The organism is Rhodococcus sp. 05-2254-5, from assembly GCF_002258575.1.
Classification (GTDB): domain Bacteria; phylum Actinomycetota; class Actinomycetes; order Mycobacteriales; family Mycobacteriaceae; genus Rhodococcoides; species Rhodococcoides fascians.
This window is the reverse complement of record NZ_NOZG01000029.1, coordinates 1-11,658: the sequence shown is the minus strand read 5'-3', so window position 1 is coordinate 11,658 and position 11,658 is coordinate 1. Positions and strand designations below refer to the sequence as shown.

16 protein-coding genes are annotated in these 11,658 nt (G+C 64.4%); 14 read left to right on the top strand and 2 right to left on the bottom strand.

Annotated elements, in window-relative coordinates; genetic code table 11:
* Positions 1-28 precede the first annotated feature (28 nt).
* The 4 genes from CH278_RS19455 to CH278_RS19440 all read left to right on the top strand — a co-directional run bounded on the left by CH278_RS19455 (position 29) and on the right by CH278_RS19440 (position 3,217).
* The gene (locus tag CH278_RS19455; RefSeq protein WP_094622655.1) at positions 29-784 is read left to right on the top strand and encodes a hypothetical protein; all 756 of its coding nucleotides are present in this window, start codon (positions 29-31) and stop codon (positions 782-784) included.
* Positions 785-898: 114 nt separating this feature from the next.
* The gene (fdxA, locus tag CH278_RS19450; RefSeq protein WP_027498080.1) at positions 899-1,222 is read left to right on the top strand and encodes a ferredoxin; all 324 of its coding nucleotides are present in this window, start codon (positions 899-901) and stop codon (positions 1,220-1,222) included.
* Positions 1,223-1,226: 4 nt separating this feature from the next.
* Positions 1,227-2,330, top strand: a complete 1,104-nt coding sequence (dapC, locus tag CH278_RS19445) for a succinyldiaminopimelate transaminase (RefSeq protein ID WP_094622654.1) — start codon at positions 1,227-1,229, stop codon at positions 2,328-2,330.
* 269 nt (positions 2,331-2,599) lie between these two features.
* Complete coding sequence (locus CH278_RS19440) at positions 2,600-3,217, top strand: LysE family translocator (RefSeq protein ID WP_032390332.1); 618 nt, start codon at positions 2,600-2,602, stop codon at positions 3,215-3,217.
* Positions 3,218-3,230: 13 nt separating this feature from the next.
* Here CH278_RS19440 and CH278_RS19435 read toward each other — a convergent pair whose 3' ends face one another.
* Entirely contained in the window at positions 3,231-3,653 is a 423-nt protein-coding gene (locus tag CH278_RS19435; protein WP_032375457.1) for a hypothetical protein, read from the bottom strand.
* Between the two features lie 17 nt (positions 3,654-3,670).
* On the opposite strand from CH278_RS19435, the gene CH278_RS19430 reads away from it, so the two are divergent.
* From CH278_RS19430 to CH278_RS19405, 5 genes are all read left to right on the top strand, one after another.
* Complete coding sequence (locus CH278_RS19430) at positions 3,671-5,071, top strand: acyl-CoA synthetase (protein ID WP_179274087.1); 1,401 nt, start codon at positions 3,671-3,673, stop codon at positions 5,069-5,071.
* 47 nt (positions 5,072-5,118) lie between these two features.
* Positions 5,119-5,778, top strand: coding sequence for an SDR family NAD(P)-dependent oxidoreductase (locus CH278_RS19425; protein ID WP_032365364.1), 660 nt, complete (start codon positions 5,119-5,121; stop codon positions 5,776-5,778).
* Positions 5,779-5,968: 190 nt separating this feature from the next.
* Entirely contained in the window at positions 5,969-6,481 is a 513-nt protein-coding gene (locus tag CH278_RS19415) for an OsmC family protein (protein ID WP_032365366.1), read from the top strand.
* A gap of 4 nt (positions 6,482-6,485) precedes the next feature.
* Entirely contained in the window at positions 6,486-7,784 is a 1,299-nt protein-coding gene (locus CH278_RS19410) for an O-acetylhomoserine aminocarboxypropyltransferase/cysteine synthase family protein (protein WP_027498073.1), read from the top strand.
* Complete coding sequence (locus CH278_RS19405) at positions 7,781-8,266, top strand: CoA-binding protein (protein ID WP_094622652.1); 486 nt, start codon at positions 7,781-7,783, stop codon at positions 8,264-8,266. Before CH278_RS19410 ends, CH278_RS19405 begins: the two co-directional genes overlap by 4 nt.
* Positions 8,267-8,269: 3 nt before the next feature.
* Here the strand turns inward: CH278_RS19405 and CH278_RS19400 are convergent, their stop codons facing one another.
* The gene (locus tag CH278_RS19400; protein ID WP_094622651.1) at positions 8,270-9,076 is read right to left on the bottom strand and encodes an SDR family NAD(P)-dependent oxidoreductase; all 807 of its coding nucleotides are present in this window, start codon (positions 9,074-9,076) and stop codon (positions 8,270-8,272) included.
* 16 nt (positions 9,077-9,092) lie between these two features.
* Between CH278_RS19400 and CH278_RS19395 the strand changes: the two genes are divergently transcribed.
* From CH278_RS19395 to CH278_RS19375, 5 genes are all read left to right on the top strand, one after another.
* On the top strand, positions 9,093-9,677 hold the full coding sequence (locus CH278_RS19395) for a TetR/AcrR family transcriptional regulator (RefSeq protein ID WP_094622650.1): 585 nt from the start codon (positions 9,093-9,095) through the stop codon (positions 9,675-9,677).
* Positions 9,678-9,754: 77 nt separating this feature from the next.
* Entirely contained in the window at positions 9,755-10,186 is a 432-nt protein-coding gene (locus tag CH278_RS19390; protein WP_032369640.1) for a DUF1810 domain-containing protein, read from the top strand.
* 10 nt (positions 10,187-10,196) lie between these two features.
* Positions 10,197-10,652, top strand: coding sequence for a 6,7-dimethyl-8-ribityllumazine synthase (locus CH278_RS19385; protein ID WP_094622649.1), 456 nt, complete (start codon positions 10,197-10,199; stop codon positions 10,650-10,652).
* A gap of 28 nt (positions 10,653-10,680) precedes the next feature.
* Positions 10,681-11,049 (top strand): nuclear transport factor 2 family protein, encoded by a 369-nt coding sequence (locus CH278_RS19380; protein WP_230591920.1) that lies wholly within the window; start codon positions 10,681-10,683, stop codon positions 11,047-11,049.
* A gap of 117 nt (positions 11,050-11,166) precedes the next feature.
* A partial coding sequence (locus tag CH278_RS19375; protein WP_143536279.1) for a DUF222 domain-containing protein occupies positions 11,167-11,658 on the top strand: 492 nt, incomplete at its 3' end.

The window sequence follows — 11,658 nt, the reverse complement described above, 5'->3', positions numbered from 1 at the left end:
TCTTTACCCGAAACGGAGTTTGCCCGACATGGACGACCGTCGAGTCGCCGCGGTACTGAGCAGTGCCGTCGCCATCATTCATCCCGTGCTCGACATCCTGGCCACGCGTGACCCGATCGGACTGAAAGGACGGACGTTCCGCGAGTCCTCCGCGGACGATTCGACCCTCGACAACGTCATCGACTTCCTGGCCAAGGCGTTCGACACCACCGACTTCCCGGGTACCGCCGGCTGGGAGAAGCTCGACAGTGATGCTCGTTCGCAGTGGTGGGTCAATCGCATCGGAGCTCTCAACACTGTCGCCGTCGCCTTCCCCGGCGTCTTCGGCATCCTGGTCAACCGTTTGCCGATCCAGGATCTGCTCGGGTTCGCCAACCAGGCGATGGTGCTCGTCGCCGTGGCTCGCGAATCCGGAGTGACCGACCGCGAGACGCACGTGGCGCTGCTCGGGTCGGTGCTGTGCAAGCGTGACCTGACATCCTTGGCCGACAGTGCTCCTGCGAAGAAGGAAGAATCGCCGAAATCCGGCCCGTTCGCACTGCTGCGCGGAATGTGGCAGATCGCCAACGTGCTGCGTGACGTGGCAGGCGAGTTGGAGAAGCGCCCGCATCCACGCGGGTTCTATCGGGTACTCGGAGCCATCCCGCTCGTCGGTGGCGTCGCCGGATATCTCGGTGAGCGGGGCGCACTGTCGCGCGCTGCCAAGCAGGGACGCAAGTGGCTCGCCGACCACAAGACGGCGTCGGCTTCGGTGGCCCAGCCCGCGAAGCAGCTCCGGCGATAGCAGGCCGGAGCAGGTGAGGTCACCCTGGTCGGATTGCCCCAGGTTCGGACCGCGATACTAGGATGCTGAGGGCGCGAGAGCGCCCACGATCTATACAAGGAGGGGAGAGCAGCAGTGACCTACTCGATTGCAGAACCGTGCGTAGATGTACTGGACAAAGCGTGCATCGAAGAGTGCCCGGTGGATTGCATCTACGAGGGTAACCGAATGCTGTACATCCACCCCGACGAATGCGTCGACTGCGGAGCCTGCGAACCCGTGTGCCCCGTCGAGGCCATCTTCTACGAAGACGACGTGCCCGAGCAGTGGAGTGCATACGTCAGCGCCAACGTCGATTTCTTCGACGATCTCGGATCTCCGGGTGGCGCAGCGAAACTCGGCAAGACCGACTACGACCCACCGTTCATCAAGGCTCTGCCTCCCATGGGCGAGAACTGACGCCTTGGCACGCAGAGCGGTGGCAGCGACGCTGCCCGACTTTCCGTGGGACTCGCTGACCGCTGCCAAGGAGAAGGCGTCGGCGCACCCGGACGGCATCGTGAATCTGTCGGTCGGCACGCCCGTCGACCCGGTCGCCGAGGTGATTCGGGTCGCGTTGAACTCGGTGGCCGACGAGCCCGGTTACCCGACGACCGTCGGTACCGCCGCGCTGCGGGAGGCCGCGGTGGCGTCGCTCGAACGTCGCTACTCGATCACCGGTATCTCGACCGACGCAGTGCTTCCGGCCATCGGTACCAAGGAAATGATCGCCTGGTTGCCGAGTCTGCTGGGTCTGGGTGCCGATGATCTTGTCGTCATCCCCGAATTGGCGTATCCCACATACGAAGTGGGTGCGCTGTTCGCCGGTGCACGAATTCTTCGTGCAGACGGACTGAATCGTCTCGGCCCCGAACGCGCCTCGCTGATCTTCGTCAACTCGCCGTCGAACCCGACCGGCAAGGTGCTCGGAGTCGAGCACCTGCGCAAGGTCGTCGAGTGGGCCCGCGAGCGCGACGCCATCGTCGTCTCCGACGAGTGCTACCTGGGGCTGACCTGGGAAGCCGACGCCGTCTCGGTTCTCGACCCGCGCGTCTGCGACGGCGATCACACCAATCTGCTTGCTGTGCACTCACTTTCGAAGACCTCGAATCTGGCCAGCTACCGCGCCGGTTTCGTCACCGGCGACGCTTCCCTGATCGCCGAATTGCTCGAGGTTCGCAAGCACGCAGGGATGATGGTGCCGCTCCCCATTCAGGCCGCCATGACCGCGGCTCTGGCCGACGACGAGCACGAGAACATCCAGCGAGAGCGATACCGCGCCCGGCGAACGACTTTGAAGTCTGCCGTCGAGGCAGCCGGCTTCCGCGTCGACCACTCGGAGGCCGGGCTCTACCTGTGGGCCACCCGCGACGAGCCGTGCCGCGACACCGTCGACTGGCTCGCCGAACGCGGCATCCTCGCCGCACCGGGAGAGTTCTACGGACCGAACGGTGGCAAACACGTCCGCATCGCACTGACTGCGACGGACGAACGCATCGAGGCTGCGGCGGCTCGCCTGCGCGGTTAGCCGAGCTTCGTGGTGCGCTGAGTGTTTCAGTGCGCTGAGTGTTGTAGTGCGCTGAGCGTCCGCTATTTCCCTCCGCTGACGGGATCCCGCTTCTCGATGCGAATTGTGGACACTCACCTCAGTTGGCTTCGGCCCCGCTGACGTGTGTGAGCTCGAGGTGCGCTGAGTGTCCACTATTCGGCCCGATCGACGGGATCCCGGTTCTCGATACGAATAGTGGACACTGAGCTCAGTTGGCCCCTGCTCGGATCGGGTGTTCTCATGTACCCATGACCCTCAGCCTGCTGCTCAGCTTCGCCGGTGTGTGCTTTCTGCTGGCGATTCTGCCCGGGCCGGATTCGTTTCTGGTGCTCCGCTACAGCATCGGCGGCCTCAAGCCAGGCGTCGCTGCGGCGATGGGTGTCGCGATCGGCGGACTGTTCTGGGCCGTGCTGGTGGCCGTCGGGTTGGCGGCGATCGTCGAGCAATCCGCGACGGCATACCGCGTCGTCAAAGTTCTCGGTGGGTTGTACCTGCTGTATCTGGGCGTGAAGGCTTTCCGGGCGCGACGTAAGAACAAGGTGGACGGCGAGCCGCTCCTGCCTGTCGCTGCGTCCGCGTGGTCGGCGTTCGGTGCCGGAGTTCTCTCGTGCGCGCTCAACCCGAAGGTCGGACTGTTCTACCTCGCGGTGGTACCGCAGTTCCTCACCGTCGTCACGTTCACCGGTGCCATGACGCTCGGTCTGGTCGAGGTGGTTGTCGCTGCCGTGGTGATGGGAGTGTTCTCCGTTCTCGCCTCACGCGCTGTGACGCTGCTGCGTAAACCGGCCGTGACCGACTGGCTGGACCGCATCAGCGCTGGATTCCTCGTCGCCCTCGGAATCGGAACGGTGGCGTCCTCGGCCTAGTTGCGGTGGACCGTCAGTCGAGACCCGGCTCGCCGACGTCCCATCCGCCGCGCCTGATGCGCAGGATGTAGACCAATTCGTTGCTGCCGAAGGCTTCGACGGTGGTGAACCGCTTCGGTTCGGCGTTGACCTCGGGGTTGCGCGCGTGCGCCTCCTCGTAGAGCTGAGTCGCTCGGAGGTCGGCCAACTCCACTCGCGTCCAGAAATCGTCGGACTGCACCGAGTAGACCAGTCGCGGCGCTCCGTCACTGACGTGCGCGAGGTCGATGTCCTCGTCGTCGGAGTCCTCGTCCTCGAGGTCCAGGTCGAGGTCGTCCTCGGAATCGACGTCCTGTTCGGCGTCGGTTCCGATCAGATAGACACCCGCCTGCAGGTCACCGGCGGCGACCGTCATGTACTCGGCGTAGTCGCCGGTGTCGATTCCGTCCACGTCCATGTCTGTACGGTAGCCATGTGCTGCTTCGTTCACTGAACCCACTCGCCGTTGCGCGGGGAGACGATATTCCCGACGCCGTCACCATCGACGGCATCTCGCTCTCTCGTGCCGACATCCTGGGAGCGGCGACTTCCGTAGCCGAGCGCATCGGCCGGGCAGATCGGCTCGCCATCCACGCGACGCCATCGGTGAAAACGGTGCTCGCCGTCGTCGGTGCGTTGATTGCCGGCGTCACCGTTGTTCCCGTCCCACCGGATGCAGGCTCGGCCGAACGTGAGCACATCCTCCGCGATTCGGGTGCGCAGGCGTGGCTCGGCGAAGCGCCGCCGGACACCGCGGGTCTGACGGTTCTGCCGGTGCGTCAGCACGCACGGTCGTGGCACAGCTACCCCGAGCCGCAGCCGTCGTCGATCGCGTTCGTGCTCTACACCTCCGGCACCACCGGCTCACCGAAAGGTGTGTTGATTTCTCGCAGCGCCATCGCGGCCGGGCTCGACGCGTTGGCGCAGGCCTGGAGCTGGACGTGGAAAGACACTCTGGTGCACGGTCTTCCGCTGTTTCACGTGCACGGACTGATTCTCGGGTTGCTCGGCCCACTGCGAGTCGGCAGCCCGCTGATCCACACCGGCAAACCGACTCCCGAGCTCTATGCGGCAGCGCGGGGTTCTCTGTATTTCGGGGTGCCGACCGTATGGTCGCGCGTCGCCGCGGATGAGACGTCCGCCCGCGCCCTGGCCCACGCCCGACTATTGGTGTCCGGCAGTGCGCCGCTCCCGGTTCCGGTGTTCGAGAAGCTGCGTGAGTTCACCGGTCAGGCTCCGATCGAGCGGTACGGCATGAGCGAAACCCTCATCACCATCAGCACCCGCGCCGACGGTGAACGTCGACCAGGATCGGTGGGACTGCCCGTCGCAGGCGTCGAAACCCGACTGCTGGGCGAGCAGGGCGACATCCTGCCGCACGACGGCGAATCCATCGGTGCCTTGCAGATCCGCTGCCCTATGTTGTTCGACGGCTACCTGAACAACCCCGAGGCGACGGCGAAGACCTACACCGAGGACGGGTGGTTCGACACCGGGGACGTCGCGCTCATCGAGCCAGACGGGTTCCACCGCATCGTCGGGCGAGCCTCGACCGACCTGATCAAGTCCGGCGGCTATCGCGTCGGCGCGGGGGAGATCGAGACGGTGTTGCTGGGCCACCCGAGCGTGGACGAAGTAGCTGTCGTCGGCCTGCCCGACGACGATCTGGGTCAACGCATCGTGGCGTTCGTCGTCGGTACCGAGGTCGAGGACCGAGTGCTCATCGACCTGGTGGCCACCGAATTGTCGATCCACAAGCGCCCCCGGGAGATTCGCGTCGTCGACTCGCTGCCGCGCAATGCCATGGGCAAGGTGCAGAAGAAGCTCCTCGGCTGACTCCGCGTTGTGAGCGCGGGTCGGGTGCAACGCGCTAGCTTCGAGTCATGAACCTCGACGGCGCACGCATTCTCGTATTCGGTGCCAGTGGCGGGCTCGGCGGTCCGATCGTCGAGCAACTCGCCCAGGCCGGCGCGCGGCTTACCATCAGCGGACGCAGCCTCGAGTCCGCGGAGCATCACACGGTGAATGCCGATCTGACGCTGCCGGATTCGGCTCGATCGGTAGTCGCGGAGGCCGTCGAACACCACGGCGGTCTCGACGGGATCGTGATCGCGGCGGGTGTGGTGGCCTTCGGTTCGGTCGCCGAGGTGGACGACGACACCGTCGACGAGCTGCTGTTGCTCAACTACCTGGCACCGCTGCGCATCATGCGTGAAGCGCTGACCACTCTGGATCAGGGTGGATTCGTACTGAACATCAGTGCGGTGGTCGCAGACAAGCCGATGCCCAACATGGGTGCTTACTCGGCGAGCAAGGCCGCGGCGAGTGCTCTGGTGAAAAGTGTTCGCACAGAAGCGCGGAAGTCGAAGATCCGTATCGTCGACGTACGGCCTCCGCACACCGAGACGGGGCTGGCAACGCGGCCGATCGCAGGGCAGGCACCGAAACTGCCGCAGGGCCTGACGCCGGAGGCAGTGGCAGCACGGATCGTCGCCGCGATCACCGACGACGAAACCGACGTCGGCGCAGACCAGTTCTCTTAGGCTATTGTCGGCACCGTGACCGAGACACATGTGACCGACGCGGGCAGAAGGCTCGTGCGTCGTCGCACCATCGATCTGTGCCTGGTCTGCACTTCTTCCTGTTCGTAACTGTCGATCGAACCCAGCCCCGACGAGCTCCGCACGCTCCTCGGGTCGTTCCGGCAACCTTTTTCGACGAACAGGATCACTCATGACCACATCTGTCTCCCATCTCGGTGGCGTCATCGCTGCCACCGACGACGCAGTACGCGCGGACGCGAAGAACGCTCACGCTGTATTCCGTGCCTCCGTCACCGCGCACGATGCCGTCGCCAGCACCGTCACACTCGGCAAGTTCAGCGTCGAGGTCGACGAGCCGCCGGCCCTCGGCGGAGAGAACACGGCCGCCAATCCCGTGGAGTACTACCTCGCGTCGCTGCTGTCCTGCCAGGTGGTCACGTACCGCGTCTGGGCCGAGAAGCTCGGTATCGTCGTCGACGACATCAAGGCGAAGGCCGAGGGCGACCTCGACGTACGTGGCTTCTTCGGTTTCGACGACGACGTGCGGCCGGGATTCGGTGAGGTGCGCGTCGTCGTGACGGTCACCGGGCCCGAGACCCGTGAGCGGTACGAGGAATTGCAGCAGGCCGTGGACGATCACTGCCCGGTACTGGATCTCACGCGTAACCCCACGCCGATCCACACCGTCCTCGAAACGGCCTGACGTCATGAGCGAGCGAACATTCGGCCTGCGTACCAGAGCAATTCACGCCGGCGCGCGGCCCGACTCGGCAACCGGTTCGCGTGCGGTGCCGATCTATCAAACGGCGAGCTACGTGTTCGAGGATTCTGCTGACGCAGGGGATCTGTTCGCTCTGCAGAAGTACGGCAACGTCTACAGCCGCATCGGTAACCCGACGGTCGCCGCCTTCGAGGAGCGCATCGCGAGCCTCGAAGGCGGCATCGGGGCGGTCGCGTTCGCCAGCGGGCTCGCGGCCGAGTTCGCGGTGTTCGCCGCGCTGGCCGGCACCGGTGATCACATCGTCGCGGCAGCCGGACTCTACGGCGGAACCGTGACGCAACTCGACGTCACACTGCGGCGCTTCGGCGTCGAGACCACCTTCGTTCCCGGCACGGACCCGGCCGATTATGCGGCGGCGGTAACAGATTCGACCAAGTTGATTTACGCGGAGGTCATCGGTAACCCCTCCGGTGAGATCGCCGATCTCGAGGGTCTCGCCGCGGTCGCGCACGATCATGGGATCCCGCTGGTGGTCGACGCGACGATGGCGACACCGTGGTTGAGCCGGCCGATCGAGTTCGGAGCCGACATCGTCATTCACTCGGCAACGAAGTTTCTCGGCGGTCACGGCTCCACGCTCGGCGGCGTCGTGGTGGAGTCCGGTCGATTCGATTGGGGCCGAGGCAAGTTCCCGCAGATGACCGAGCCGGTGGCCTCGTACGGGGGCCTGTCGTGGTGGGGCAACTTCGGGGAGTACGGATTTCTCACCAAATTGCGCAGTGAGCAACTGCGCGACATCGGTGCAGCACTGGCTCCGCACTCTGCCTTCACGCTGATCCAGGGCGTCGAGACGTTGCCGCAGCGCATGGACGCGCACGTGGCCAATGCGCGCGTCGTCGCCGAGTGGCTCGAGTCGGACCCACGCATCGAGTACGTGAGATGGGCTGGATTGCAGAGTCATTCGCACCACGACCGCGCCGCGAAATATCTGCCCTCGGGTCCGGGCGCGGTGTTCGCATTCGGCATCGAAGGTGGTCGCGACGCCGGCCGAACGTTCGTCGAGAGCGTCCAGGTGGCCAGTCACGTCGCGAACATCGGCGACGTACGCACCCTGGTCATCCACCCGGCCAGCACCACCCACCGACAGCTCAGCGATGATCAACTGGCCGGCGCGGGGGTGGGGCCCGAACTCATTCGGATCAGTGTCGGCCTCGAAGACGGTGAGGACCTGCTGTGGGATCTCGATCAGGCCTTGACGCTGGCAACCGGGAAGGCGCGGTCATGAGCGAACGAACCTGGCAGGGACCCTCCGCTCAGGACCGTCAGCGGATCTTGCGTGAGACGAAAACCGTCGCGATCGTCGGTGCGTCCAAGAACCCGTCGCGAGCAAGCTATTTCGTCAATCGGTATCTGTCCTCGACAAGCAACTACGAAATATTTCTCGTCAATCCGACGGTCTCGGACATCGAAGGAACGACCGTCTATCCGACTCTCTCGGATCTACCGAAGAGTCCGGACCTGGTCGACGTCTTTCGCAAGTACGACGATCTCCCGGAGGTGTTGAGCGAAACCATTGCTGCGCAGGCGAAGACGATCTGGTTGCAGCTCGGGTTGTGGCACGAGCAGGTGGCCCACGACGCCGAGGCGGCGGGACTGAACGTCGTCATGGACCGGTGCCTCAAGATCGAACACGCCCGCTTCCACGGCGGACTGCACTTGGCCGGATTCGACACGGGAGTGATCGATTCGCGTCGACCGCGGGGTTAGGGGTCAGGCCTTCAGTAGGCGACCGCTGATTATCGCGGCCAACGATCGTGGCGCGAGACGCACACTGCCGGCGCTGATCTTGTTGGACAGACCGGACACGACGCTGGCAGGGGTACGGCGAGAGTCCAAGGCGCGCATGGCCGTCGAGACCACCTGCTCGGAGGTCTGGAAGTTGCCCACTGCGGCATCCTCGGATCCGACGACGTCGAAGAACTCGGTGCGCGTCGGGCCGGGGGAGAGAGCGAGGATCTTCAGTGGTGACGTGCGGTACTCGTAGGCGAGCGCCTCGGTGAAGTTCAGTACGAACGCCTTCGTCGCCCCGTATACCGCCATGTTCGGAGTGGGCTGGTACGCAGCGGTACTCGCGATGTTGATCAACGCTCCGGTCAGATTCGGCAGAAACGCATGTGTCAGATCCACCAGCGCGCTGACGTTCAATGCGATTTCCGACGCCACCCGCGCCGGATCCTCGTCGCGAAAGCGCCCGTGGGTCCCGAATCCTGCATTGTTGATCAGCGTCGTGGGTGTTATCCCTTTGTCGGCCAAGTTCTTTCGTAGTGACTCGCCGATGCCCGGTACGCCCAGGTCCATGGCGACGGCGGTCGCAGTGACGCCGTGGTCTGCTTCGATGCGGCGGGCAAGTGTCTCGAGTCGGTCCGCCCGTCGTGCCACGAGGACGACGTTTTCGCCGCGTGCGGCAAAGCGATGGGCGAATTCCTCGCCGAGGCCGGAGCTCGCCCCGGTGATGAGTGCTGTGGATGTCACGCGAGCAAATGTAGGCACTGTCATCATTGTTGTCAACGCCAACATCGCCTAGGGTGAGTCCATGGCAACGGAGCGCTACCACCACGGTGATCTGCGCGCGGTGCTCCTGGAGGAGGCCGAGCGGAGCATCGCCAGCGACGGCGTAGATGCGCTGTCGCTGCGGCAGTTGGCCCGAGACGTGGGTGTCAGTCACGCAGCCCCCGCGCGCCACTTCCGCGACAAGCAAGCACTGCTGGATGCGTTGGCGCTGCACGGCTTTCAGGAAATGAATCGCCGAATGGTCGACGCGGCCACCGGGCCGGGAGAGCTGCTGGCCAAGTTTCGTGGTGTCGCCCGCGCCTACCTGGGTTTTGCAGTCGAACACCCGCAGCTCTTGGACGTCATGTACAGCACCAAGCATCACCCCGAGGCCAGCGAACAACTCAAAGACGTTGCGCACGAAAGCATGGCGGCGACGGAATCCTTGCTGCACGCTGCGATGGACGCGGGAGTCATCACCGAAGCATCGCCTGCCGTCCTCGCCCGCGTCGCGTTCGCGAGCGTCCACGGACTCGCCGTGCTCGCCGCCGGCGACCTCCTCGACGGCATGCCTGCCGATGACCTGCTCGACGCCACGGTCGACACCCTGCTCCGCGGATTCACCTGACCGGGTCGTTCCGCAGGCTCCACTCTTGCCATCGGGTCGTTCCGCAGGCTCCACTCCTGTGTCGCTAAGTTGTCGGTATGACCGAATACGACCTGCAACGCTTCGTCGACGCCCAGGATCCCGTCTGGAACGTCGTGGTCAAGGAGTTGAAGGCAGGCCGGAAACAGACTCACTGGATGTGGTTCGTGTTTCCGCAGTTGGCCGGCCTGGGCCGCAGTGCCACCGCTCAGCACTTCGGCATCGCAGACCTGACCGAGGCCGAGCTGTACCTGTCCCACGAAGTTCTCGGGCCACGCCTGAAGAAAGCCGCGCAGCTCACTCTTGCGGTCGAGGGCAGCACGGTCGACGAGATCTTCGGTTACCCGGACAATCTGAAGCTGCACTCGTCCATGACGCTTTTCGCCGAAGCTACCAAGGGACAGTCCGTTTTCGTCGAAGTGTTGCAGAAGTATTTCTCCGGCGAATTCGATGGCGCAACACTCGACTTGCTCGACGAGCGATACCGCTAGCATCGCATCCATGACCACTCCACTGGCCGGATCCATTGCCTTCGTCCATGCCGCCTGGCACCTGGACATCGTCGATCGTGCGCGGGTGGGTTTCTCCGCCGAACTCGAGCAGTTGGGCCATGCCGACACCGCGGTCGACGTCTTCGAGGTGCCCGGAGCATTCGAGATCCCGCTGCACGCGCAGCGGCTCGCCAGAACCGGAAAGTATGCGGCGATCGTCGCCGCAGCGCTCGTCGTGGACGGCGGAATCTACCGACACGACTTCGTCGAAACGGCGGTGATCGACGGGCTGATGCGGGTGCAGCTCGACACCGACGTCCCCGTGTTCTCGGTGGTTCTGACTCCTCATCACTTCCACGAACACGCCGATCACAACGCCTTCTTCACCGCGCACCTCGAAACCAAGGGTGCCGAGGCCGCGCGCGCCGTGGTCAAGACACTGGCTTCGCTCGGAACCATCGGCTGACGCTGCCGCAGGCAGACCGGTGGTCGACGTGCGATCCGTGCTCGCGGAGCTCGAACGGCGTGAACCCATTTTCCACCGCCGTGAGTACGGCATCACGCGTGAAGATTTCGATCGTCTGACCGATGTCGATTTCTGGGAGGTCGGTGCGTCCGGTACCCGATACGACCGTGACGAGGTGTGGGCCGTTCTCGAAAAGCGCTATCGGGAGGACCCGTTCGGCGACCGCGATATCGACTGGGAAGCCAGTGAATTCGAGGTCCGTGAGATCGCCTCGGACACGTATCTGTTGACGTACTCGCTGCTGCAGATGGACAGACGCACCCGGCGAGCGACACTCTGGCAGCGACGGGCAGGGGAGTGGACGATTCTGTATCACCAGGGGACCGTCGTGCTCTAGGCATTTCTCTTACCATGGGCTACCGACAGGTTCCGGTTCGCGAATCCTTATGCACAGCAATAGTTTTCGATTGCACCATCATTGCCTATCGAACGCACGTTCGATACACTTCTTCCTATGACCACGGAGATCTGGCAACTGAGCGAGAGTGAACTTCTCGCCGACGCCGCTGCGGTCTCCCACAAGATCCAACTGCTCGAAGCACGCCGCATCGCCCTCGTCGCCGACATCGACACCCGCGTGAGCAGGGAGAAGCTCGGCTTCCCCGGACCCGCAGGGTGGCTGACCTCCACCACCCTCCTCACCCCGAGCAAAGCCAACAAGATCGTGGCCCTCGCTCGCGGGTTGAAGAACTTCCCCGACATCGCCGACGCAGTGAACACCGGCAGCATGACCGTCGACCACGCCGCCCTGATTCTCACCTTCGCCGAAGCACCACCGAAGAACCTCCCCCAAGAGGGTCGCGATATCGCCCGCACCGCGATGATCACCGCCGCCACCGGGCCTGGGGCACGCACCGACAAGATCCGTGAAGCGATCACCAAACTCGAAGACACCTACGGCAGCGACAAGCCGCCCCCTGAGGACACCGACCGCAACGAACTGTTC